We start from the raw sequence: 25,315 nt of genomic DNA, 5'->3' as shown, positions 1-25,315 counted from the left end.
TAGCAACAACACCCGCACCAACAGTACGACCACCTTCACGAATCGCAAAACGTAAGCCGTCTGCCATTGCGATTGGGTGAATTAATGATACTGTCATTTTGATGTTATCTCCAGGCATTACCATTTCTACACCTTCTGGTAATTCGATAGTACCTGTTACGTCAGTTGTACGGAAGTAGAACTGTGGACGGTAACCTTTGAAGAATGGAGTGTGACGACCACCTTCATCTTTGCTTAAAATATACACTTCTGATTCAAAATCAGTATGTGGAGTGATTGAACCTGGTTTTGCAAGTACTTGACCACGTTCGATTTCTTCACGTTTTGTACCACGTAGTAATACACCAACGTTTTCACCTGCACGACCTTCGTCAAGTAATTTACGGAACATTTCAACACCAGTACAAGTTGTTTTAGTGGTTGGCTTGATACCAACAATTTCAACTTCTTCACCAACTTTGATTACACCGCGTTCAACACGACCAGTTACTACTGTACCACGTCCTGAAATTGAGAATACGTCTTCAATTGGTAATAGGAATGGTTTGTCGATATCACGCTCTGGCTCTGGAATATAGCTATCTAATGCTTCTGCTAATTCAACAATTTTGTCTTCCCATGCTGCATCGCCTTCTAACGCTTTAAGCGCAGAACCACGAATGACTGGTGTATCATCACCTGGGAAATCATATTGAGATAGAAGTTCACGTACTTCCATTTCAACTAATTCTAATAATTCTTCGTCATCAACCATATCACATTTATTTAAGAATACGATGATGTAAGGAACACCTACTTGACGACCTAAAAGGATGTGTTCACGAGTTTGTGGCATAGGACCATCTGTTGCTGCTACTACTAAGATAGCACCGTCCATTTGTGCCGCACCAGTGATCATGTTTTTAACATAGTCAGCATGGCCTGGGCAGTCTACGTGTGCGTAGTGACGAGTTGGTGTATCGTATTCAACGTGTGAAGTGTTGATGGTAATACCACGTGCTTTTTCTTCTGGTGCGTTATCGATTTGATCGAATGCACGAGCTTGACCGCCGTATTTTTTAGCAAGTACAGCTGTAATTGCAGCAGTTAAAGTTGTTTTACCGTGGTCAACGTGGCCGATTGTACCAACGTTAACGTGGGGTTTTGTACGTTCAAATTTTTCTTTAGACATCTTAATGTTCCTTTATTAAATCACTTCCCTTAAGTAATTAAGGGAAGTGTTACTTTATTTAGATAAAATTATTTCGCTTTACGAGCTTCAATAATTGCGGTTGCAATATTTGTTGGTGCTTCATTGTACTTCAAGAACTCCATTGAGTAAGAAGCACGACCTTGAGTTTGTGAACGAAGGTCTGTTGCATAACCAAACATTTCTGAAAGTGGAACTTGTGCTTTAACAGTTTTACCTGTTGCAGTATCTTCCATTCCTTCGATCATACCACGACGACGGTTTAAGTCACCGATAACATCACCCATATAATCTTCTGGAGTTTCAACTTCGACTTTCATAATTGGTTCTAAAAGCACAGGTTTAGCTTTCATGAAGCCATCTTTAAATGCCATTGAACCAGCAATTTTAAATGCCATTTCTGATGAGTCAACATCATGGTAAGAACCATCAAAGATAGTGACTTCAACATCAACAATTGGGTAACCAGCAAGAACACCGTTTTTCATTTGTTCTTGACAGCCTTTATCAACCGCAGGGATATATTCTTTAGGAACCACACCACCAACGATTTCGTTGTTGAATTTGTAGCCTTCGCCACCAGCTTCCAATGGTTTGATTTTTAACCATACATGACCGTATTGACCACGACCACCAGACTGACGAACAAATTTACCTTCTTGTTCTACTTCATTGCGAATTGTTTCACGGTAAGCAACTTGTGGTTTACCAACATTTGCTTCCACTTTAAATTCACGTTTCATACGGTCAACGATGATTTCTAAGTGAAGTTCGCCCATACCAGAAATAATAGTTTGACCAGATTCTTCATCAGTGTGAACACGGAATGAAGGGTCTTCTTGTGCTAGTCGACCCAAAGCAAGGCCCATTTTTTCTTGGTCAGCTTTAGTTTTTGGTTCAACAGCAACCGAAATTACGGGTTCTGGGAATTCCATTCTTTCAAGAATAATTGGTGCGCTTTCAGCACAAAGTGTATCACCAGTTGTGACATCTTTAAGACCGATTGCTGCAGCAATGTCCCCTGCGCGAACTTCTTTAATTTCTTCACGTTTGTTAGCGTGCATCTGAACGATACGACCAAAACGTTCTTTTTTATCTTTTACAGAGTTAAGAACAGTATCACCAGAGTTAACAACACCAGAGTAAACACGGAAGAATGTTAAGTTACCAACAAATGGGTCTGTTGCAATTTTGAACGCTAATGATGAGAATGGTTCATCATCACTTGAGTGACGTTCAGCAGCTTCACCATTTGGTAATTCACCGTTGATTGCTGGTACATCAGTTGGTGCTGGTAAATATTCAATAACCGCATCAAGCATGAATTGCACACCTTTGTTTTTAAAGGCACTACCACAAGTTACTAAGATGATTTCGTTGGCAAGTACGCGTTCGCGTAATGCTGTTTTCACTTCTTGTTCAGTTAACTCTTCACCACCAAGGTATTTTTCCATTAACTCTTCGCTTGCTTCAGCTGCAGTTTCCATTAAGAATGAACGCCATTCTTCAACTTGGTCAACCATATCAGCTGGCACATCTTCATAAGTAAATGTTACGCCTTGATCAGCATCATTCCAGTTAATTGCTTTACGCTTAAGTAAATCAACAACACCAGTAAATCCTTCTTCAGCACCGATTGGTAAAACCAAAGGAACTGGAACCGCTGCTAAACGAGTTTTGATTTGATCAACAACACGTAAGAAGTTAGCTCCCATACGGTCCATTTTGTTGACAAATGCAATACGTGGAACTTTATATTTGTTTGCTTGACGCCATACAGTTTCTGATTGAGGTTGAACACCACCAACCGCACAGTAAACCATTACTGCACCATCAAGAACACGCATAGAACGTTCAACTTCGATTGTGAAGTCAACGTGTCCCGGGGTGTCGATGATGTTGATACGGTGTGGTTCAAATTGTTGACCCATACCAGACCAGAAAGCTGTTGTTGCCGCAGATGTGATAGTAATACCACGTTCTTGTTCTTGTTCCATCCAGTCCATGGTAGCTGCGCCATCATGAACTTCACCAATTTTGTGACTAACGCCAGTATAAAACAAAATACGTTCAGTCGTTGTTGTTTTACCTGCGTCAATATGTGCACTGATACCGATGTTACGGTAGCGTGCTATAGGGGTTGTACGAGCCATATTAATCCTCTGTTTAGAATCGTTTGCTTAATAAAACATCATTTTGGTGACCGATAGCAGATAAGGGCTATCAGTCTTAATTCAAGTCACTTATACAATTATAAGTGCGAATATTACCAACGATAGTGTGCAAACGCTCTATTAGCTTCAGCCATACGATGAACATCTTCGCGTTTTTTCACAGCGGTACCTTTGTTTTCAAAAGCATCCATAAGTTCATTCGCTAGGCGTAAAGCCATTGATTTATCGCCACGTTTACGTGCAGCATCTACAATCCAACGCATTGCAAGTGCGTTACGACGAACTGGACGCACTTCAACAGGAACTTGGTATGTAGAACCACCAACGCGACGAGACTTAACTTCTACAGTTGGTCTTACGTTATCTAGTGCAACTTCAAAAGCTGCTAAGTGGTCTTTTCCACTACGCTCAGCTAATTTATCAAGAGCTGAATATACGATTGATTCTGCGATAGATTTTTTACCATCTATCATTAAAATATTTACAAATTTCGCCAGTAACTCTGAACCGAACTTCGGATCAGGAAGAATTTTTCTTTGACCGACAACATGACGACGTGGCATTGGAATACTCCGTTTATATGTTATAAATTTTCAGGTTTACCCAAAACTCAAATGAGTTAAATGGAATTATATAGTTTGGCCTTACTTAACGGAGTTCCATTAAGCTTTAGGTCGTTTAACACCGTATTTAGAACGGCTTTGTTTGCGATCTTTAACACCTGCGCAGTCTAATGCACCGCGAACAGTGTGGTAACGAACACCTGGTAAGTCTTTAACACGACCACCACGGATTAAAATTACACTATGCTCTTGTAGGTTATGACCTTCACCACCGATATAAGAAGTAACTTCAAAACCGTTGGTTAAACGTACACGACATACTTTACGTAATGCTGAGTTTGGTTTTTTCGGTGTAGTTGTGTAAACACGAGTACAAACACCGCGTTTTTGCGGGCATGCTTCAAGGGCAGGAACGTTGCTTTTTGCTTCCTTTAGTGCTCTTGGTTTGCGTACCAGCTGATTAATTGTTGCCATTAATAAGCTCCTGATTAATTAAAATAAATTTAAAATTGCTTTTTAGATACGTAATTAATAACTGTAGACCAAAACCTATGTGTATAAGTTTTGGGTCGCAAGATTCTAGACCCCAGGGGAGATAATGTCAAGTTTTTGCTATCAATAAGTGCTTGATCTTGGTATTAATTATTTATAGAGGATAGTCGTTATTTTATAGAAAGACACTAGTATATCTGTTTATTTTTTGTTAAAAGATCAATAGTCCCTATTGTATAGTGTGTTTTTATTGTTATTAAAAACATTAAAATGTTATTAATTTTACATTTGAATAGTCCATAAATTATAAAACGCAATTCTCCCACATAACTCGGCAACTAAAACAATAATAAAAGCAATAGAGTAAATTATTGTTGATTGCTTAGATCGATAAATATTTACAATAACTAAAACAAGTGCAAGTACTAATAATAGGCATTGAATTAGCATCCAAATATATTGTTTTGAGGTAAGTTCAGGTGATACTGAGGTCATTAAATTAATATAAGGAATTTTTAATAACAGAATCGATATTACACCAGTAAAGAAAGAAATTATGCCAATTCGATATATCCCAAAAACTATTGCAACAATTCCTCCTAACACTAGCATAGAGGTATACATCTGAATGGCTGTGTAATAGGTATTCCAGGTTTTAACCGTTGGCAGCATATAAGTAAGAGCAATCATCCAAACAAAAATTAAACTAAAAAAGATCAGCGATAAAGATAATATTTTAGAAAAATTGGGGATTTGATATATACGTTGACAAAGTGAGTTGACCAATAGCCATTTTTTACCATCATTATGATAAGAAAAATAAGTTAGTAATACACATACTAATGTTATTCCAAACAAGAGACCAAAGGAAAAAATCTCATTGCTCATCGGCGAACGACCAATACCCCAAATAACATTAAGAGCCCGAAAAGGATGACCTAAATGTAGCGAAGCAATAAGCATTGCAACAGCCATTACAATCAGAGCAGCCATATTCATTGTATTTATCTTAATTAAACTGTATGAATAATGGCTTAAAGATGATATGCCACCAATCAATACCATCCCAGCAGATAATTGACCGAGTACCGTGAAAAATACTAATGGTAATTCATGCATATAACTCATAACTCCTCAGGATTAAGAACTTTACCTAAGGTATCACCAGAAGCTTTGGCATGTGCATGTGGTTTTATCACAATATTAGGTTTAGTCAGCTGTGAACTTGGTAGTGGTGCAATATTGCATTCATCACCATAACGGTGACGTAGTTTTTCAATTTCGTCAAAATCTAACGCACGCTGAGGGCAAGATTCAACGCATACTGGTTTTAAACCTTCGGCTACACGTTCATAACAGCCATCACATTTTGACATGACTTTCTTTTGATGATCAAATTGCGGTGCTCCATAAGGACAACGCATTTCGCAATATCGACAACCAATACAAACATCTTGATTAACAACCACTAAACCATCTTGCTTTCGTTTATGCATCGCACCTGTTGGGCAACCTTGTACACAAGTTGGTTCTTCACAATGATTACACGAGATAGATAAATAATAGGCAAAGGTATCGTTTTGCCACATACCATCAACCAACTGCCAAGTACCTCCACCATATTCATAAACACGGCGAAAATGAACACCTAAAGCATTGTCTTTCTCGTCTTTACAACTGAGTTGGCAGGTTTTGCAACCGGTACATTTTGAAGAATCAATATAAAATCCATATTGCATTTTTATTATCCACTCTTTAATTTACGATGTTAATCCTGCAACCGATAATGGTTTAACTTCAACCAGATTGGTATGCTGTGGATTCGATTTTGCTAGTACTGTTGGGCGCAATGATGTTAACCGATTAATACATCCGCCAATATCAATCCCTATAGAATTGGTTTTTGCCCACATTCCTTGCGGAATCGCAATCACTCCTGGTAATATACGTGGCGTGACTTTAGCTGGAATATACAAACGACCACGATCGTTATAAACTTCAACCAATTGCCCATGCTTAATCTGCCTTTGCTCGGCATCGAATGGATTAATCCAAAGGCTGTTAGCAACAGCTTCACGCAATTGCGGTAAATTACTATAAGAGGAATGGCATTGCCCTTTAGTATGAAACCCGATAAGTTGCAACGGGAATTTTTGGCGTTTGGGTTTATCTTCGCTCCCTTCGATAGCAGGCAAATATGCCGGAATTGGGTACAAAACATCCTCTGCATCAAGCTCCCATTTGTTGGCAATATTAGCTAATGTCTCTGAATAGATTTCTATTTTTCCCGACGGCGTGTTTAATGGGTTTTTAATCGGATCATCTCTAAAAGCTTTTAAACCAATTTGTGTATCACTATCGGCAAGTCTACGCTCAATTACTCCCATACCATCGGTATCAGCAAAAGGAGGTAAATTAGGTTCATTTTTTCGTAATTGCTCATAACAATATTCTATCCATTCATCTTGAGAGCGACCTTCAGTAAATTTATCTTTTACGCCTAGCTTTTCAGAAAGATCGGTTAATACATCATAAGCTGCACGGTTTTCCCAAAGTGGCTTAATTGTACGTTGCATACGAATTAAATAACTATACGCACCAGATGAATAAGAGTTATTAATCAAATCATTATTTTCAACTGATGAAACATCAGGCAGCAATAAATCAGCATATTTGGCTGATGCAGTCATATGCGTATCCCAAACAAGAATAAATTCACATTTTGATTCATCTTGTAAAATTTGGTGAGTACGATTTAGATCTGAATGTTGATTGCCAATTACATTACCAGCATAATTCCAGATAAATTTAATACCTACATCCAACTTCTCCTTACCTTTAAGATAAGAATTTCTAGCTGTCATACTTGGCCCATCTTCAATTGCCTTCGTCCATAGAAAGAAAGGAATACTGGTTTTAACAGGATTTGGAAGGTTAAAACTAGGTATAGGATAAATAACACTCCCTCCCCACGTCCCAATATTGGTACCGGGTTTACCAAATTGTCCTGTAATAATAGGTAGCATCATAATCGCACGTGCGGTATGTTCGCCATTTTGCCAGCGCTGTACACCATAACCTTGAGAAATCCATGCAGCTTTAGCATTAACAATATCCAGTGCTAGCTTACGAATTTGTGCCGCAGGAATACCTGTCTTTTTCGCTGCCCATTCTGGAGTTTTAGGCGTTCTATCGTTACCCAATCCGAGAATATAAGATTTAAAATCACTAAAAGGTGGTGCACTGTCAGGCAATGAGTCCGTGTTCCAACCGACACAATATTGATTGAGCATTGCATCGTCAATACGATCTTCTTCAAGTAAAGCATAACCAATAGCAGCAACTAACGCAGCATCGGTACCGGGAATAATCGGGATCCACTCAGCGTTATACGCCACCACACTTTCGCTGCGACGGGGATCAATTATAATCATCCGTGCATTACTTTGTTCTAATGCATGAAAAAGCTCTGTAACTTGCCCTCCACCCGACATTCGGGTCTCGGCAATGTTATGTCCAAACATCACAACTAAATCAGAGTGCTTTATCTGATCAAGTAAAGAATCCTTAGCATTACCAAAAATATAAGGGCGAATAGCTGAAATTTGCCCACTCGAATAATCGCCATGATAATTTAAAAAACCACCAATTGTACTTAAAAAATGCTTACATGCATTACGCCCAGAAAGATTAGCTCCTGTTGTACCTGAACCATATTGGTAATAAATTGCCTCATTGCCATACTGATTAATGGTATATTTAAGTTTATTGGCTAGTAGACTAATGGCTTGATCCCATGAAATTCGTTTAAATTTACCTTCACCACGTTTACCAATGCGTAGCATAGGATACTTTAAACGTTCAGGATCATAAGTTCGCCAACGAACAGATCTACCACGAAGACAAGGGCGAATTTGATGCAAGCCAAAAACGGAATCATTAATCCCATCTTCTGATGATATTTTAGTAATAATATCGTTTTTGACATGAACTTTTAAAGGACAACGGCTACCACAGTTTACTAAACAAGCACTATAAACAATCTTTTCTTCATCTGTGGAATTAGTAAGGATTATCTTACTTCTAGCATTGGTGTTTGGCTCTGCATAGACAAAAGGCAATTGTATATTATTCGTTAGTACAGATACACCTGCTATAGTTAATGATTTTTGTAAAAAATTACGTCGGGTTATTTTATTTTGTAGTTTACTCACATTATTCCCTGATATAAATATGGGATTTGTTGATAATAATACTAAAAAAGAAATAAACAAACTAAAAACGAAAACTGTTTAAATTAATAAGAATCGAATGAAACGATGATTAAATAGATAGCTGTTAGAATTATAATAAGATTAAATCCCATAAAGCGATTTCGAGGAAAACGCTTTATGAGTTTTTAACAGGTTATTCTAACCATAAAGTGTAAATAATCCAGTGTTTTCTAAAAGTCACTCATCCAAGTAAAACAAGCAACCCTGTCACTAGAAGGGTGATTGAATAGAAAATCTACATCACCAAATTGAGCGAAAACATTATATCTTTTACCCTGAGATTCATTAATTACCCAATAGTCGCCAAAATCCCAACCTGCATCACGATAATCATAAATAATTCCCCATTCATTAAACAATCCTCCAACCCATTTATTATTAGAAGAATTCCAATAACTAATTCTGCGTTGATACGTATTGCCTTGTCCTGGCACCCCAAAGTTCCAACCAAAACCATTTGCGTTTGTATAATCTTGTACTTCAGGGACAAAATACGTTTGTGGTGAAGAAAGATTTTTACAAAACGAAAGCGCATTATTGAAATTTTGACTTGTATCCCCTGATTTTACGATAAACCAATGCTCTATTTTAAATTGATAAATCAAGTTTTTTTTGCTTTATCACTATAAAGTTCAAATCTTGCTGGGTGAAACGTTTTATTTATCGAATTCTGTGTTGGTCCTTTTAAGGTTATCCGAACAATATTACCCTCTAATGCATTATTTTCAGCTGACAATGATAGCGTAATCCCCTTACCTAATACTGGATTTACTTTATTACCATTAATAGCAATCATTTGCCTTGCTGTCATACCTTCAAGTATTAATTTAAAATATAAATTATTTGCTCCAGTTGTAGGGAAATTCTTTGATGCATTGCCAAGGTCTTGTACTTTAAATCCATGATTTGGATCCCATTGTTCCTCTGGACCAGCATATTCGTTCTCACCATAGTTTAAATTAGGTTGAGCATAACACACTAAAGGTTTATCAATATTTGGTTTGATGTAATATGAGTGACTAGCCCCAGTGAATCGACTTTCGTGTGGTATACCGTACGTTGTCCATAACCTAGCATTCGTTGCTGTTAATGTTAGTTTATAAGGTGAATTACAAATATTTAATGGCTTATTTGGTTGTTTTTTTACCTCATTAGTAATATCTTTACCATTTTTGTCTTGCCATTTAATCGTTAATTGACCAGTTGCACTGATGCTACCATTCCCGTCATCATCTCGACCATAATTATATGGCGCATTAACCAAATTAGTTAACGAAACTTCAGGATAATTTGAAACAGGCACTATGGTTTGAATATCAGCGAAAGTGTCGGTTATATTTGGCATTTCTATTGGGTTATCTGTACTTGAGGTATCCACCTTTGCATTTGGGTAAAGAGCGCTATTTATACCTGATGGTATATAGCTACTATTTGGTAAATTGATGCCTAATAATCCTTCAATACTCGTTACCTTGGTCGCTCCACCATCAAACGTTAAATATGGTGCACTACCCTGTATTACTTTATTGGTCGTTGCCGATAAAGCGATTGAGTTATTAGCAGGTAAAAGAAGATAAATACAAGTAAATAGAGTTAAACGTAAAGAAAAAAATTTCAGAAATGAGAGAAGGCGTTTACATGGAGTATAAAATAGCTGTGACTGACAATTAAAAAGCAATGATCTTAGAGAAATTAAATTTTTTGGTTGTTGAAAAGTATGATTAATCGACATTATACCTACCTATTCTATTTTGTGAACTTATGATTATTTTAAAAAAATTAAATAGTTGAGTTATTATTGACCATTAATTAATGGTGTTTCAGTAGTATTAATGTGTAAAATATCGCCCATAAAGAGGGCGTTGCTTTAATTTTAAACAAAAAATAATTTTATTTAAAGATAAAAAACATTAACTTTTATTAATATTTGTTAAGAGTGTTGATTTTGTTATAAACTATATTGACAATGTAAAACGAAAAATAAATACAACACTTGCTCTAAGTATTAAATTATCAACCGTAATTCACAATTAAAAATACATTATGAATTTATTTGCATATAGAGATTTTAGGTATAAAAATCAATTAAAGGACAGTGCCAACGATTTACTCTCAATAAGTTTCCATCTTAATCATTATGATTAATTTATTATGATAAATACAGTTTAGCATTGCAAATCAAGCCCCTTCACCATTGACCTTGGTCTTATTGAACAAAGATTGGTATAATAGCTGTCATTTATTCGAATAAATAGAAAAACTATGTCGCAATCTACTTATAATGCCGTTGATATTGAAGTCTTAAAAGGGCTTGATCCAGTTCGTCATCGACCTGGAATGTACACTGACACAAGCCGACCAAACCATTTAGGGCAAGAAGTCATTGATAACAGTGTTGATGAAGCTATCGCAGGTCATGCTCGTAAAGTTAAGGTTACTCTTTTTCAAGATAATTCACTAGAAGTTATCGACGATGGGCGAGGAATGCCGATTGATATTCACCCTGAAGAAGGTGTACCCGCGATTGAATTATTGCTTTGTCGTTTACATGCTGGCGGAAAGTTCTCGAACAAAAATTACCAATTTTCAGGTGGTTTACACGGTGTAGGTATTTCGGTAGTCAATGCATTATCAAAACGTGTTGAAGTTACAGTTCATCGTGATGGACAAGTGTACGAAATAGCTTTTGAAAACGGTAATAAAGTTGAAGATCTGCATATTACGGGCACTTGTGGTCGTCGTAATACAGGTACCAAAGTTCATTTTTGGCCTGACGAAAAATATTTTGATTCGCCTAGATTTTCTGTCCCACGCTTATCACATCTACTAAAAGCTAAAGCGGTGCTTTGTCCTAGTCTTGAAATTATTTTTAAAGATGACATCAATAATACCGAACAACGTTGGTGTTATGAAGATGGCCTAAAAGATTATCTAATGGAATCTGTCAGCGGTTACTCTCTTTTACCTGAAACGCCTTTTACAGGTAATCATACTGGCGAAACAGAAGCCGTAGAATGGGCACTGCTTTGGATGCCAGAAGGTGGAGAATTATTAACTGAAAGTTACGTTAACTTAATCCCAACCGTACAAGGCGGTACCCATGTTAATGGTTTACGTCAAGGATTATTAGACGCAATGCGTGAGTTTTGTGAGTTTCGCAATTTGTTACCACGAGGATTAAAATTAACCGCCGATGATATATGGGAACGCTGTGCCTATGTTATTTCAGTCAAAATGCAAGAGCCTCAGTTTGCGGGTCAAACTAAAGAACGCTTATCATCGCGCCAAAGTGCAGCATTTGTTTCGGCTATTGTGAAAGATGCATTTAGTCTTTGGTTGAATCAAAATGTACAAATAGCCGAATTACTAGCTGAAATGGTAATTTCAAGTGCACAAAAACGCTTAAAAGCGTCCAAAAAAGTCATTCGAAAGAAATTAACCAGTGGTCCAGCATTACCAGGTAAATTGGCCGATTGCTCATCACAAGACTTAAGTCGTACTGAACTTTTTTTAGTGGAAGGCGATTCTGCAGGAGGTTCGGCTAAACAAGCGCGAGATCGTGAATATCAAGCCATTATGCCTCTTAAAGGCAAAATCTTAAACACATGGGAAGTCTCGTCCGATGAAGTACTCGGCTCACAAGAAATCCATGATATTTCTGTTGCTATCGGTATCGATCCAGATAGCGATGATTTAAGCCAATTACGTTATGGTAAAATCTGTATTTTAGCCGATGCCGACTCAGATGGACTACATATTGCAACATTACTTTGTGCTTTATTTGTTCGGCACTTTCGTACCATGGTTGAACATGGGCATGTCTTTGTTGCTATGCCGCCGCTTTACCGCATCGATTTAGGAAAAGAAGTTCATTACGCCCTAGATGAAGAAGAAAAAGAAGGCATTTTAGAACAGCTTAAACGTAAAAAAGGCAAACCCAATGTGCAGCGCTTTAAAGGTCTAGGTGAAATGAATCCACTACAACTACGCGAAACAACAATGGATCCCAATACGCGTCGTTTAGTGCAGCTTTCGCTTGATGATGCTGAGCAAACGATGGCATTAATGGATATGCTACTTGCTAAAAAGCGCTCAGAAGATCGCCGCGAATGGTTACAAGAAAAAGGCGATCAAGTTGAACTTGATGTCTAACAAACAGAATGATTTAGAGGAACAATAATGAGTGAGATAACTCATGACGGAGTAGAAATCCAGTCGTTACGCACTTTTACCGAAAGTGCCTATTTAAACTACTCAATGTATGTCATTATGGATCGTGCCTTGCCATTTATTGGAGATGGCTTAAAACCAGTGCAACGACGCATTGTTTATGCTATGTCTGAATTAGGACTTAACGCACAAGCCAAATTTAAAAAATCTGCGCGTACCGTCGGGGATGTGCTTGGTAAATATCATCCTCATGGTGATAGTGCCTGTTATGAAGCGATGGTGCTCATGGCGCAACCATTTTCATATCGCTATCCATTAGTTGATGGGCAAGGTAACTGGGGGGCTCCTGATGATCCTAAATCATTCGCCGCTATGCGTTACACTGAATCACGTTTGTCAAAATATGCCGAACTACTATTAGGTGAACTAGGACAAGGAACGGTTGATTATACGCCTAACTTTGATGGTACTTTACAAGAACCTAAAATGTTACCGGCTAGATTACCCAACATTTTATTAAATGGTACAACAGGTATCGCGGTCGGCATGGCAACTGATATACCGCCTCATAACCTCCGTGAAGTCGCGAATGCGGCAATTATGCTTGCTGATAACCCCAATGCGACGATCAACGAAGTAATGGCTCACATACAAGGCCCCGATTTCCCAACAGAAGCTGAAATTATTACTTCACCAGAAGACATAGCGAAAATCTATAAAACGGGGCGTGGTTCAATCCGTATGCGTGCTGTTTGGAAGAAAGAAGAAGGTGATATTGTAATTACAGATCTGCCTCATCAAGTTTCGGGTGCTAAAATCTTAGAACAAATAGCTTCTCAGATGCGAGCCAAAAAACTACCTTTAATTGAAGATTTACGTGATGAGTCTGATCACGAAAATCCAACTCGTCTGGTTATTGTGCCACGTTCAAATCGAGTAGATTTAGAGCAAGTGATGAATCATCTATTTGCCACAACCGATCTCGAAAAAAGTTATCGGGTTAATATGAATATGATTGGGCTTGATAATCGCCCATCAGTAAAAGGCTTAGTTGAAATTCTAACTGAATGGTTAGAGTATCGAAAAAATACCGTCACTCGACGTTTAAATTACCGTTTAGATAAAATATTAAAACGACTCCATATTCTCGATGGCTTATTAATTGCTTTTTTAAATATTGATGAAGTTATCGAAATTATTCGTCACGAAGATGAACCTAAACAAGAATTAATTAATCGTTTTGCCTTAACTGAAATACAAGCCGAAGCGATTTTAGAGTTAAAACTCCGCCACTTAGCCAAACTTGAAGAGATGCGCATTAAAGGCGAACAAAGTGAGCTTGCAAAAGAGCGTGATCATCTGCAAGCTTTGTTAGCTTCGCCTAAAAAATTGAGTAATTTAATTAAAAAAGAGCTAAAAGAGGATGCTGAAAAATATGGCGATGACCGTCGTTCTCCAATTGTTGAACGTAGTGAAGCTAAAGCTATTAGTGAACAAGAGTTAACACCATCTGAACCTGTTACTGTCGTTTTATCTGAAATGGGTTGGGTAAGAACAGCAAAAGGTCATGATATTGATCCTACTGGTTTAAGTTATAAATCCGGTGATAGTTTTAAAGCTGCCGCCAAAGGCAAAAGTAATCAACCTGTTATTTTCATCGATTCAACGGGACGTAGTTATGCTATAGAACCAAACACGTTACCATCAGCACGAAGTCAAGGCGAACCATTAACTGGTAAATTAGCACTACCCGCTGGTGCAACAGTTGAACATGTGCTCATGTCTCAAAATGATAACCAAAAATTATTACTTGCTTCAAGTGCTGGTTATGGATTTATTGGTCAATTTAGTGATTTGGTTGCTCGCAATCGTAATGGTAAAGCAATTATTAATTTGCCTAAAGAATCTAAAATATTACCACCAATTGAAATCACATCTGAAGATAGTTTACTACTATCAATTACCAAAGCAGGACGAATGCTCATATTTCCTGTAAAAGATTTACCTGAACTTGCTAAAGGTAAAGGAAATAAAATTGTATCACTTTCAGGTGCTGATGACTGCCTTGCTTATACTCTATTAATTACACAAGACACTTCAATAACGTTATATGTTGGTAAACGCAAACTTACATTATATCCTGCTGATTTACAAAAATTTAAGGCAGAGCGAGCACGAAAAGGTACACCATTACCGAGAGGTTTACAAAAGATAGATAAAATAGAGGTGAACGAATAATATGTCTTTTATCTGGGCAATAATTGCAGGCTTTGTTTTGAGCACTGTATTAAAAACAGGATGGGGATTTATTCTTGGGCTTTTTGTTGGGCCAATGCTTTACCGTACGTTTTGTAATAAATTGACCGAACAAAGAACACAAGCAAATCCAACACTTTATTTAACTGTTGTTTTTGAAGTTCTAGGTCACTTAAGTAAAGCTAAAGGGGTCGTCACACAAGATGATATTAATCTTGCCAGTCAATTTATGGATAGATTACAACTTGACCGAAACGGCCGAAAACTAGCACAAGATTCATTTAATAATGGTAAAGCAAGTAACTACCCACTAAGATCTCGTTTGGCTGAGCTATACGCACAATATCGTTTTCGACGTAATGTGTTAAATATTTTTTGTGAGCAATTGATCCAAGCCGCATTAGTTGATGGCGTTTTAGACGAAAAAGAACAACAAATTTTATTTATTGTGGCTGAAGAATTTAATATTCCACGTCAACAAATGGCAATATATATCCAAATGATGATGGGAAGTTATCACTTCCGTCAAAATGGCTATAGTAACCAACACGGACAACGAGGCCAATACCAACGCAGTAATAATTATGGAAATTATCAAGGTCGCTCACCACAATCCGACCTACAAAATGCTTACAAAATTTTAGGTGTTGCAGCTACAGCTGAAATCTCAGAAATAAAAAGAGCTTATCGTAAATTAATGAATGAGCATCATCCTGATAAGTTAGTATCGAAAGGCTTACCGAAAGAGATGCTTGAAGCCGCCAAAAAACGTGCACAAGAGATTCAAGCGGCCTATGATCTTATCAAAGCATCACGTGGATTTAAGTAGAGACTATCATCATGATGCATTGGCGATCAATTTTACGAATTATCGGTTTATTAGTATCCCTATTATCGATATTCATGTTATTACCAGCACTTGTTGCATTAATCTATCGCGATGGGGCTGGTGCAATTTTCGTTCGCTCTTTTTTTGTTGCCTTAATTTTAGGAATTGCACTATGGTTTCCTAATCGTAATCATCGCCACGAGCTGAGCACACGTGAAGGCTTTTTTATCGTCGTACTATTTTGGGTTGTTCTAGGATCAATTGGCGCTTTTCCTTTTATTTTTGATACACATATTAATTTAAATTTAAATACTGCATTTTTTGAATCATTTTCAAGCTTAACCACAACAGGTGCCACCACAATTGTTAAGTTAGATCATCTACCTAAAGCTTTACTTTTCTATCGCCAATTATTGCAGTGGCTTGGAGGGATGGGGATTATCGTGCTAGCTGTTGCTATCTTACCATTACTGGGGGTAGGGGGAATGCAACTTTATCGTGCCGAAATTCCCGGTCCGCAAAAAGACAGTAAAATGCGTCCACGTATTGCTGAAACAGCTAAAACACTTTGGTCAATTTATATTTTGCTAACAACGCTTTGTGCTATTTGTCTCTGGCTGGCTGGTATGAATGTATTTGATGCTGTGTCACATAGTTTCTCCACGATATCAATGGGAGGGTTTTCAACCCATGATGATAATTTAGCCTATTTTAACAGTCCAGTAATCAATTACATCGTCACCCTCTTTTTGATTTTATCCGGCTGTAATTTTGCGCTCCATTTTGCCGCACTAAGTGGCTTTTCGATTAAAGAGTACTGGCGTGATCAAGAGTTCAGAACATTTATATTTATTCTACTGATACTAGTTGCTATCTGCACAATTGTTATTTATTTCTATAAACCACACCGCCTGAGCATTGATAAAATTATTTTACAAGTGGTATCTATATCATCAACAGCAGGCTTTAGTGTCGATGATATCAACACATGGCCATCATCATTACCAATCTTTTTATTGTGTGCTTCATTTATTGGTGGTTGTGCGGGATCAACGGGTGGCGGTTTAAAAGTGGTTCGTGTGTTAATTTTGTTTATGCAAGGCTCACGTGAACTAAAGCGCCTTATTCATCCTAACGCTATTTATACTTTAAAATTAAATAATCGCGTGGTTTCTGAACGCATAATCGAAGCGATTTGGGGATTCTTTTCTGCATATACGTTGGTCTTTTTAGTTAGCTTATTTATTATTATGGCAACAGGCATTGATGCCACTAATTCTTTTTATATAGTAGCATCATCACTGAACAATTTAGGGGTCGGTCTTGGTAGTGTAAGTGATAATTTTGCTAGTGTCAGTGATATAGTAAAATGGGTAATGGTGGTTGACATGTTATTTGGGCGATTAGAAATATTTACCTTACTAGTTTTATTCACACCAACATTTTGGAAAAGCTAAATTTATACTGAAACACATAGTTACCTGAAAGTTTTTAACAAGATATGCAATTTTTATAAATATTTTATTGATTATTTGCTCAATTACAGACAGAATTACAACGCAGCATGTGCTGTATTTATTAGAGGTAATCACCTGACATATGGAATGGATCATGGATCCTACAATCTGGATTGGCTTATCCACTCTGGTTGTACTTGAAATCGTCCTTGGCATTGATAATATTGTTTTTATAGCCATTCTTGCCGAGAAACTTCCACCCCAACAACGAGATAAAGCCCGCGTTACTGGTCTTGCTTTTGCATTAATCACTCGAATTTTATTATTAATGTTTACGGGTTGGTTAGTCACACTCACTACACCGCTATTTTCGATATCCGAGATCAGTTTTAATGCCCGACAACTAATTATGCTAATTGGTGGTATATTCTTGCTATTTAAAGCTACCATGGAGCTCAATGAACGCCTTGAAGGCACATCAAATGAGGATGGTAAACCTAAAAAGACATCCCACTTCTGGACTGTCGTTGCTCAAATAGTTGTACTTGATGCTGTGTTCTCGCTTGATTCTGTCATTACAGCTGTTGGAATGGTCGAACATATCCCAGTGATGATTATTGCCGTTTGTATAGCAATAGGCATTATGATGGTTGCAAGCAAACCATTGGCTAATTTTGTCAACGCCCATCCAACCATTGTGATCCTATGTTTGAGCTTCTTATTAATGATAGGATTTAGCCTTGTTGCCGAAGGTTTTGATTTTATTATTCCAAAAGGTTACTTATATGCGGCGATCGGTTTCTCAATCATGATTGAATTTTTTAATCAATTAGCCATATTAAATCGCCGTAAAGCATTAAATAAAAAACCGCTACGAGAACGAACTGCCGAAGCTATTTTACATCTACTAAAAGGTGATGCTGAGGAAGATCCCGATACTCATAATATTGATATCGTATCCGATGCTAATAAAAAAGTATCAGTGTTTAATCATCAAGAACTCAGCATGGTTGAACGAGTACTTGGACTTGCACAGCGTTCGGTCAGTAGCATTATGACATCTCGACTTGATGTTGATATGATCAATATTAATGACGATCGTGATGTTATAATAAAAGAAATCTTTGATAATCCCCATTCTCGTTTAGTTGTCACTGATAATGACTCAATTGATGAGCCTTTAGGCTTTATCCAAGTTAATGACCTTTTAAAAGATGTGCTACAAAGCAAAGCACCGATCGATATACACTCACTAATCAAACAACCTTTAATCTTTCCAGAAACCGTATCGTTACTGGTTGCATTAGAACAATTTAAAAAGGCCAAAACTCATTTTGCTTTTGTGGTTGATGAATTTGGTTCAATGCAAGGGGTTGTTTCGGTAACGGATATTATCGAAACCATTGCTGGCGATTTCCCAACAGAAGAAGAGGAAATTGATGCTAAACATGATATTCAATGTCTAGATGATAATAGCTGGATTGCTAATGGTTATATTCCAGTTGAAGAGCTAGTCCGTTTTGTACCAATACCGATTGATGATAAACGTGAATATCATACCCTAGCAGGGTTATTAATGGAAAAAGCTCAACATTTACTCAATGTTGGTGAAACCTTGCAAATTGGCGATTATTTATTTGAAGTAGCTGAAATAGAAAGTCATAGGATTCTTAAAGTAAAAATCACGTTAAATAAACCTGATTCTGTAGCATTATAATACAGCAAAGAGAAATAACTAGAATAACGCTTGACCAAAATAAATAACTAGCAATAATTGACGCTGAAAAATTTTTGTTTATTTGAAGGTGCGGAGTAAATATTCCTCATCTTTTTTATTTTTCCCCTTTAGTAAAAAAATAGGTAAAACTGTTTATAAACTTTTACTCTTACTTATCAATCTAAATTAGGCCTAAACTTATGAAGTCAATATTCGAAAAAACCTTTCAATTGAAAGAGAAAAAAACAACTATCGGTACTGAAATTATCGCTGGTTGTACTACCTTTTTAACAATGGTTTATATCATCTTCGTGAATCCTTCCATCTTATCAGCAACAGGTATGGATACTTCTGCTGTTTTTGTTCTAACTTGTATCGTAACAGCCTTTGCTACCATTTTAATGGGGCTATTTGCCAATTTACCAATTGCATTAGCACCTGCCATGGGGCTTAATGTCTTTTTTGCCTATGGCATATGTGGGGCAATGGGCTATTCTTGGCAAATTGGTATGGGAGCGATATTTTGGGGTTCTTTAATCTTTTTTGCGTTATCACTATTTAAAGTTCGTCACTGGTTAATTGAACATATTCCACAATGTTTGCGTGTAGGTATTAGTGCAGGTATTGGACTATTTATTGCTTTTATGGGATTTCAAAATATGGGCATTGTAGTCGCTTCTCCTTCCACACTATTAACTATGGGAAATATCTTATCGCTTAAAGTCCTATTAGGATCACTAGGTTTTTTCATCATTGTTATTTTAGCGGCTCGTAACTTTCATGCAGCAGTATTAATTTCAATTTTAGTTGTAACTTTATTAGCACTATGGCTCGATCCAAATATCACTTACCAAGGTATTATATCTATGCCACCAAGTGTAACTAGTGTTGTTGGTCATGTAGATTTAGCAGGTTCGCTTAATATCGGTATCATGGGCGTTATTTTTTCAATAATGATTGTCAGCTTATTCGACTCATCAGGCACTATTTTAGCACTAACAGATAAAGCAGGAATTAGTGACGAAAAAGGTCGATTCCCCAAAATGCGCCAAGCGCTGTTAATTGATAGTTTTAGCTCCTCTTTGGGTGGATTATTTGGTACATCATCAGTGTTAACTTATATTGAAAGTTCCGCAGGTATCTCTGTGGGCGGTCGAACAGGATTAACCGCAGTAGTAGTTGGACTGTTATTCTTATTGGTAGCCTTTTTCTCGCCACTGGCACATTTAGTACCTACCTATGCAACATCAGGCGCACTTATCTTTGTTGGGATCTTAATGGTTTCCAGCCTAGTTAAAGTTAACTGGTCTGACTTAACAGAGGCAACACCCGCTTTTATTACAGCAATTATGATGCCATTTGCCTTTGCAATTACTGAAGGGGTTGCACTAGGTTTTATCTCTTATGTAGTGTTAAAAACCTTTACTGGCAAATTTAAACAATTAAATCTTTGTGTAATAATTTTTGCTTTACTATTTGCTTTAAAATTTATTTTTATTGATCATCATTAAAAATCTCCCCATCGTTACTTACGATGGGAAGATTTTTTAAGAAATTAACACATTGGATACTTATGGTTAATATAAAGGATCAACTCCACTTAGCTAGCTCTCTAATGATGAAATTTCCTGTTTTTCCAACGTCTAGTGTTGTTTTTAGCCATGGCAAAATTGTATGCATTTGTTCGTGTAATTTCCATGGTGGGTTAATTACTATCATCCCTGATGCTGTCATGCCTTTTTGGTTATTATCAGGCTTTATTGCCAGCTCAAATTGTGAAATTCGTTTTATGCCTAAGTTAACAATATTATCAATCATTTTTTGAGTTTGTGTACGAGATACCACAGGATACCAAATTAAGTAAACACCTGTTGCAAAACGTTTATATGCTTCAAATAATGCTGCAGGGATTTTTTGATAATCGTCTTTAATTTCATAAGAAGGATCAATCAATATTATTCCACGACGAGATAGTGGAGGTAACTTTGATTTTAATTGGGAAAATCCATCTTCACGTAAAACTTTTGTTCGTTTATCTTTACTAAATTCTTGTTTTAATAAAGGGTAATCAGTTGGGTGTAACTCTGTAAGGTTGAGCTTGTCTTGTTCACGTAATAATTGCTTCGCAATTAATGGTGAACCAGGATAATATTTTATTTCCTCAAAAGGATTATAGCGTCTTAGTACCGATATGTATGTATTAAGCAATTCAGGAATATTAGATTGTTGCCATAGTAAATTAATTCCTGATAAATATTCACCCGTTTTTTCTGCATGCTCACTTCTTAATAGATATCGTCCAGCCCCCGAGTGTGTATCTAAATATAAAAAAGGCTTTTCTTTTTCCTTTAATGATTCAATACATAATGTTAAAACAATATGTTTTAATACATCTGCATGATTTCCTGCATGGTAACTGTGGCGGTAGCTTAGCATAGGGAATCTACTCTCTTTTTTTCATTTTTTTGCATATAAAAGGTTATTAAGGATAAACAAAGAAGACAAGGAATTTCCATTAATTCTTCAATGAGATCTTTTCGCTCTTTTGTTATAACTAAAAATTCATGTCCAATACGGCGATGTTCAGCAATATCAGCTATACCTAAGAATAAAAAAGCAAAGAATATATGCCAAAATGGTATTTTTTCGTATTTGTAGCGACGAGCAATTTCTGGGCGAATGGTGGGTAAAAATATACTTAGTATTGGGATCGCTATTAATATACTCGCAATGATTTTATAATAGAAACGAGGTACCTCAGGGAAAAAGTCTCTTCCCCAACTAATTCCTCGACCAAAAAGCATAAACCACCAGAAAATTGTCCAAATCCAAAATCTATAAAGCTCAGAATGTTCAGATACTCGTTTTGCATAATAATAGGTATAACAGCACATAAATAATAAGAAGAGAGATTGAATATGTTCAATCACTACAACCGTCATTCCATTGTATAAAGGTATGAACCAATTTCCCGTAATATATAGGATAATGCCAAGAGTGAGAATTAATAACGAACTTTTGTAAAAATGAAAATCTAACTTACACATATAATATCTTAGTACTAAATGGCACTTTTAAGTTTGAGTATAGTACCGCATTTACGACATAAATAACTAGTTTTATTATTTTGAATTTTGTTGTGTCTTATTGAGGTTAATTGATGTTGTTGACAACTGCAGTAGTATAAATAAGTATTGCGTTGAATAGGAAAACGGTGAGTTGTTGCAGGGATTTTTCCTAATATTTCTGACATAATATATTGCCATTCTTTACCATGTGGTTTTACTTTGCCAAACTCTTTAAAGACAATGAGATGTGCTAATTCGTGAGGCACAACTTCCTCAATAAATTGAGTACCATTATCTAGCAACATAATCGAATTAAGTTGAATTTCCCAACGTGTTAAAAAGGCACTACCAGCAATACTGCCTTTGGGTTTATAAATGATCTTAGGCTCTTTATATTGGGAATGTAGACGTTGATTGGCTTGCATTAAGTGAGTTCTTAAACAAGCCATAGTTTGATTATGTAAATAAATTGGTATGCGTTTATAGTCCTGCTGCATCATGTAGTAGTGCCGCTTTATCAGTTTTTTCCCAAGGGAATATATCTCGACCAAAATGACCGTAACTTGCAGTTTGTTGATAGATCGGTTGAATTAGCTCAAGCATTTGGATCAATCCATAAGGTCTTAAATCAAAGAATTCTTTAATAAGCGATACAATTTTATCGTGATGGATTTTTTCTGTGCCGAAAGTATTGACATAGATTGATGTAGGATTGGCAATACCAATTGCATAAGATATTTGTAATTCACATCTGTCAGCAAGTCCTGCAGCAACAATATTCTTTGCAACATAGCGTGCGGCATAAGCTGCTGAGCGGTCAACTTTTGAAGGATCTTTTCCAGAAAAGGCACCACCACCATGACGAGCTGCTCCACCGTACGTATCGACAATGATTTTGCGTCCAGTTAGTCCACAGTCTCCCATAGGGCCACCAATAACAAAACGTCCAGTTGGATTAATAAAGTATTTTGTTCTAGGTGTTAACCATTCGGCTGGTAATGTCGGTTTAATGATTTCTTCCATGACGGCTTCATGTAATGCTTTTTGCTCAATACCTTCTGAATGCTGAGTTGATAGAACGATTGTATCAACACCTTTTATCCGACCGTCTTGGTAAATTAATGTTACTTGGCTTTTTGCATCAGGTCTTAACCAAGGAAGTTTACCATTTTTTCTAACTTCTGCTTGGCGGCGCATTAAGTCATGAGCATAGCTTATAGCAGCAGGCATTAGATTTGGCATTTCATTGGTAGCATAACCAAACATAATACCTTGGTCACCAGCACCTTGCTCTAGAGGATCGTTTCGATCAACTCCTTGATTGATATCCGGAGATTGTTTACCAATAGCATTAAGCACCGCACATGAATTTGCATCAAATCCCATTTCTGAACTGGTATATCCAATATCATTAATTGTTTTTCGAGTTAATTCTTCAATGTCTACCCAAGCTGAAGTAGTGATTTCACCGCCAACTAAGGCCATACCAGTTTTTACATATGTTTCGCAAGCAACACGCGCTTTCGGATCTTGTTTTAAAATTGCATCAAGTACAGCATCAGATATCTGATCGGCAATTTTATCTGGATGACCTTCTGAAACAGATTCTGAAGTAAATAGAAACTCTGACATAGAATACCCTCTTAACTTATTCTTGCACAATATTCGAAATATAATATTTAGCTTTAGTAAGTATTCATTTTAGCAGTTTTACCGTCTAGACGTCTAGTTTATAATTTATGGAACTAAATGCAACATTAGCTTGGGTAAAATACTTGCATTAATTTTTAATCAATTTACGATATGACGCGTTTCTAATTTATTATTTAATATCCTATAGCTAAAATGAATATCGTAAAACAATCTCCTTCAGTGTTAATATTTGATTCAGGTATTGGTGGTTTATCTGTTTATAATGAAATTTACAATAAACTACCTAATGCACACTATATCTATGTATTCGATAATGAGATGTTCCCTTATGGTGATAAATCATCAGAGTTTTTAATTAATAGAGTGAACTCTGTCATTGAGGCTGTTACTAAATTTTATCCAATTGATTTAGCAGTTATTGCTTGTAATACAGCTAGTACTATTTGTTTACCTAGTTTGCGCGCTAAATTTTCTTTCCTTATTATTGGTGTTGTACCAGCGATTAAACCAGCTAGCTTACTTACTAAAAATAAATGTATAGGATTATTAGCAACAAAGGCAACAGTTGAAAGAACTTATATAACCGATTTAATACAGCAATTTGCTTCGCATTGTACTGTTAAAATGTTAGGTTTATCGGAATTAGCACTTATAGCCGAAAATAAATTACAAGGCATTAATGTAGATATGAAACAGTTAAAAGAACTAATGCAACCTTGGCTTGGGTTACAAACAATCCCTGATACAATAGTACTAGGTTGTACGCATTATCCTTTTATTAAGACAGAATTACAGACGCTTTTTCCTCAGGCGAGCCTAATAGATTCAGGTTATGCGATTGCGACAAGAGTCTGTAATTTACTAAATGATAAATATAATCTGGACCAAATAATTCCTTCTGCGTCCGAAAATATTGTATTAAGCACAGTTTATACTCAGCCTGTAGAAAATTTGATTAAAAAATTATCTGATTACAATCTAAATAAATATCAAAACATTAAAGTTCAGTAAGATTAAAACTTGCGCGACCAGATGGCTATTTTATCTTTTTTGCTTGCTAAAAAAAAAGAAGCCCCTATAATGCGCACCCACTGACACGCAGTCAGCGACAAGCAGACGGAAAGTTAGTGATTAAGTGAGAACAAAAATTTTAAAAAAAATCTTGACGAATAAAAAAGGTTAGCGTAGTATACGCAACCCTTGAGACAGCGAACTAAGTCAACGAAAAGTTAATAAGGAACATAAGCTGTCAGCTCTTTAAAAATAAGAAACAGACAATCTGTGTGGGCACTTGCGAGACGAAAAATTAAAGTCTACGGACTAAAAAATTAAGTCTTGATAAGTGACACTGAAGATTCATTTGAATATGTCAGAGACAGTTATTGAGCATCAAACTTTAAATTGAAGAGTTTGATCATGGCTCAGATTGAACGCTGGCGGCAGGCTTAACACATGCAAGTCGAACGGTAACAT

At 36.6% G+C, this 25,315-nt stretch carries 20 protein-coding genes and 1 rRNA gene; 8 read left to right on the top strand and 13 right to left on the bottom strand.

Annotation, left to right across the window (positions count from 1 at the left end; all coding sequences use genetic code 11):
- The 9 genes from tuf to A9G37_RS09965 all read right to left on the bottom strand — a co-directional run.
- Positions 1-1,171 (bottom strand): elongation factor Tu (gene tuf, locus A9G37_RS10005; protein ID WP_065574927.1); only part of this gene is annotated, 1,171 nt, incomplete at its 3' end.
- Positions 1,172-1,239: 68 nt separating this feature from the next.
- The gene (fusA, locus tag A9G37_RS10000) at positions 1,240-3,342 is read right to left on the bottom strand and encodes an elongation factor G (RefSeq protein WP_065575406.1); all 2,103 of its coding nucleotides are present in this window, start codon (positions 3,340-3,342) and stop codon (positions 1,240-1,242) included.
- A 113-nt stretch (positions 3,343-3,455) separates the two neighbouring features.
- A complete protein-coding gene (rpsG, locus tag A9G37_RS09995; RefSeq protein WP_034915550.1) occupies positions 3,456-3,926 on the bottom strand; it encodes a 30S ribosomal protein S7 in 471 nt (156 codons plus the stop codon).
- 99 nt (positions 3,927-4,025) lie between these two features.
- Complete coding sequence (rpsL, locus tag A9G37_RS09990) at positions 4,026-4,400, bottom strand: 30S ribosomal protein S12 (RefSeq protein WP_034883792.1); 375 nt, start codon at positions 4,398-4,400, stop codon at positions 4,026-4,028.
- Between the two features lie 300 nt (positions 4,401-4,700).
- Positions 4,701-5,546 (bottom strand): dimethyl sulfoxide reductase anchor subunit family protein, encoded by an 846-nt coding sequence (locus A9G37_RS09985; RefSeq protein WP_065575405.1) that lies wholly within the window; start codon positions 5,544-5,546, stop codon positions 4,701-4,703.
- Positions 5,543-6,157, bottom strand: coding sequence for a DMSO/selenate family reductase complex B subunit (locus tag A9G37_RS09980; RefSeq protein WP_034913369.1), 615 nt, complete (start codon positions 6,155-6,157; stop codon positions 5,543-5,545). Before A9G37_RS09980 ends, A9G37_RS09985 begins: the two co-directional genes overlap by 4 nt.
- Before the next feature lie 21 nt (positions 6,158-6,178).
- Positions 6,179-8,632 carry a DMSO/selenate family reductase complex A subunit gene (locus tag A9G37_RS09975; protein ID WP_081297725.1) on the bottom strand — a complete coding sequence of 818 codons (2,454 nt, stop codon included), beginning with the start codon at positions 8,630-8,632 and terminating at the stop codon, positions 6,179-6,181.
- 230 nt (positions 8,633-8,862) lie between these two features.
- The gene (locus tag A9G37_RS09970; RefSeq protein WP_065575404.1) at positions 8,863-9,297 is read right to left on the bottom strand and encodes a hypothetical protein; all 435 of its coding nucleotides are present in this window, start codon (positions 9,295-9,297) and stop codon (positions 8,863-8,865) included.
- Positions 9,294-10,424, bottom strand: a complete 1,131-nt coding sequence (locus tag A9G37_RS09965) for a hypothetical protein (protein WP_065575403.1) — start codon at positions 10,422-10,424, stop codon at positions 9,294-9,296. The genes A9G37_RS09970 and A9G37_RS09965 overlap by 4 nt, the downstream gene beginning before the upstream one ends.
- 530 nt (positions 10,425-10,954) lie before the next feature.
- Here A9G37_RS09965 and parE point away from each other — a divergent pair.
- The 6 genes from parE to A9G37_RS09935 all read left to right on the top strand — a co-directional run bounded on the left by parE (position 10,955) and on the right by A9G37_RS09935 (position 20,632).
- Positions 10,955-12,844, top strand: coding sequence for a DNA topoisomerase IV subunit B (gene parE, locus A9G37_RS09960; protein WP_065575402.1), 1,890 nt, complete (start codon positions 10,955-10,957; stop codon positions 12,842-12,844).
- 27 nt (positions 12,845-12,871) lie between these two features.
- On the top strand, positions 12,872-15,100 hold the full coding sequence (gene parC / locus A9G37_RS09955; RefSeq protein ID WP_065575401.1) for a DNA topoisomerase IV subunit A: 2,229 nt from the start codon (positions 12,872-12,874) through the stop codon (positions 15,098-15,100).
- A 1-nt stretch (position 15,101) separates the two neighbouring features.
- The gene (gene djlA, locus A9G37_RS09950) at positions 15,102-15,947 is read left to right on the top strand and encodes a co-chaperone DjlA (RefSeq protein WP_065561194.1); all 846 of its coding nucleotides are present in this window, start codon (positions 15,102-15,104) and stop codon (positions 15,945-15,947) included.
- Positions 15,948-15,961: 14 nt separating this feature from the next.
- Positions 15,962-17,404: a TrkH family potassium uptake protein gene (locus A9G37_RS09945; protein ID WP_065575407.1), complete on the top strand. Its 1,443-nt coding sequence runs from the start codon at positions 15,962-15,964 to the stop codon at positions 17,402-17,404.
- A gap of 142 nt (positions 17,405-17,546) precedes the next feature.
- On the top strand, positions 17,547-19,121 hold the full coding sequence (locus tag A9G37_RS09940) for a TerC family protein (protein ID WP_065575400.1): 1,575 nt from the start codon (positions 17,547-17,549) through the stop codon (positions 19,119-19,121).
- A 200-nt stretch (positions 19,122-19,321) separates the two neighbouring features.
- Positions 19,322-20,632 carry an NCS2 family permease gene (locus A9G37_RS09935; protein ID WP_034913348.1) on the top strand — a complete coding sequence of 437 codons (1,311 nt, stop codon included), beginning with the start codon at positions 19,322-19,324 and terminating at the stop codon, positions 20,630-20,632.
- Between the two features lie 79 nt (positions 20,633-20,711).
- On the opposite strand, the gene A9G37_RS09930 is transcribed toward A9G37_RS09935, so the two are convergent.
- From A9G37_RS09930 to metK, 4 genes are all read right to left on the bottom strand, one after another.
- On the bottom strand, positions 20,712-21,557 hold the full coding sequence (locus A9G37_RS09930) for a 23S rRNA (adenine(2030)-N(6))-methyltransferase RlmJ (protein WP_065575399.1): 846 nt from the start codon (positions 21,555-21,557) through the stop codon (positions 20,712-20,714).
- Positions 21,551-22,051: a hypothetical protein gene (locus tag A9G37_RS09925; RefSeq protein ID WP_141671170.1), complete on the bottom strand. Its 501-nt coding sequence runs from the start codon at positions 22,049-22,051 to the stop codon at positions 21,551-21,553. Before A9G37_RS09925 ends, A9G37_RS09930 begins: the two co-directional genes overlap by 7 nt.
- 131 nt (positions 22,052-22,182) lie before the next feature.
- Positions 22,183-22,689 carry a SprT family zinc-dependent metalloprotease gene (locus tag A9G37_RS09920; protein WP_065575398.1) on the bottom strand — a complete coding sequence of 169 codons (507 nt, stop codon included), beginning with the start codon at positions 22,687-22,689 and terminating at the stop codon, positions 22,183-22,185.
- Positions 22,670-23,821: a methionine adenosyltransferase gene (metK, locus tag A9G37_RS09915; protein WP_065575397.1), complete on the bottom strand. Its 1,152-nt coding sequence runs from the start codon at positions 23,819-23,821 to the stop codon at positions 22,670-22,672. Before metK ends, A9G37_RS09920 begins: the two co-directional genes overlap by 20 nt.
- A 213-nt stretch (positions 23,822-24,034) precedes the next feature.
- On the opposite strand from metK, the gene murI reads away from it, so the two are divergent.
- Both murI and A9G37_RS09905 read left to right on the top strand, forming a co-directional pair.
- On the top strand, positions 24,035-24,853 hold the full coding sequence (murI, locus tag A9G37_RS09910) for a glutamate racemase (protein ID WP_065575396.1): 819 nt from the start codon (positions 24,035-24,037) through the stop codon (positions 24,851-24,853).
- A gap of 387 nt (positions 24,854-25,240) precedes the next feature.
- A 16S ribosomal RNA gene (locus A9G37_RS09905) occupies positions 25,241-25,315 on the top strand; the annotation flags it as partial.

The organism is Gilliamella sp. GillExp13 (assembly GCF_001690815.1).
Classification (GTDB): domain Bacteria; phylum Pseudomonadota; class Gammaproteobacteria; order Enterobacterales; family Orbaceae; genus Gilliamella; species Gilliamella bombi.
Note: the sequence above shows the minus strand (reverse complement) of the source record. Positions and strands in the feature narration are given on the sequence as shown.

Bases quoted from the DNA above. Each gene is read 5' to 3' on its own strand.
- A9G37_RS09965 (WP_065575403.1), bottom strand. From the start codon at position 10,424: ATGTCGATTAATCATACTTTTCAACAACCAAAAAATTTAATTTCTCTA.
- metK (WP_065575397.1), bottom strand. From the start codon at position 23,821: ATGTCAGAGTTTCTATTTACTTCAGAATCTGTTTCAGAAGGTCATCCA.
- A9G37_RS09985 (WP_065575405.1), bottom strand. From the start codon at position 5,546: ATGAGTTATATGCATGAATTACCATTAGTATTTTTCACGGTACTCGGT.
- djlA (WP_065561194.1), top strand. From the start codon at position 15,102: ATGTCTTTTATCTGGGCAATAATTGCAGGCTTTGTTTTGAGCACTGTA.
- parE (WP_065575402.1), top strand. From the start codon at position 10,955: ATGTCGCAATCTACTTATAATGCCGTTGATATTGAAGTCTTAAAAGGG.
- fusA (WP_065575406.1), bottom strand. From the start codon at position 3,342: ATGGCTCGTACAACCCCTATAGCACGCTACCGTAACATCGGTATCAGT.
- murI (WP_065575396.1), top strand. From the start codon at position 24,035: ATGAATATCGTAAAACAATCTCCTTCAGTGTTAATATTTGATTCAGGT.
- A9G37_RS09940 (WP_065575400.1), top strand. From the start codon at position 17,547: ATGGAATGGATCATGGATCCTACAATCTGGATTGGCTTATCCACTCTG.
- A9G37_RS09920 (WP_065575398.1), bottom strand. From the start codon at position 22,689: ATGATGCAGCAGGACTATAAACGCATACCAATTTATTTACATAATCAA.
- rpsG (WP_034915550.1), bottom strand. From the start codon at position 3,926: ATGCCACGTCGTCATGTTGTCGGTCAAAGAAAAATTCTTCCTGATCCG.
- A9G37_RS09980 (WP_034913369.1), bottom strand. From the start codon at position 6,157: ATGCAATATGGATTTTATATTGATTCTTCAAAATGTACCGGTTGCAAA.
- A9G37_RS09935 (WP_034913348.1), top strand. From the start codon at position 19,322: ATGAAGTCAATATTCGAAAAAACCTTTCAATTGAAAGAGAAAAAAACA.
- A9G37_RS09930 (WP_065575399.1), bottom strand. From the start codon at position 21,557: ATGCTAAGCTACCGCCACAGTTACCATGCAGGAAATCATGCAGATGTA.
- A9G37_RS09945 (WP_065575407.1), top strand. From the start codon at position 15,962: ATGCATTGGCGATCAATTTTACGAATTATCGGTTTATTAGTATCCCTA.
- rpsL (WP_034883792.1), bottom strand. From the start codon at position 4,400: ATGGCAACAATTAATCAGCTGGTACGCAAACCAAGAGCACTAAAGGAA.
- parC (WP_065575401.1), top strand. From the start codon at position 12,872: ATGAGTGAGATAACTCATGACGGAGTAGAAATCCAGTCGTTACGCACT.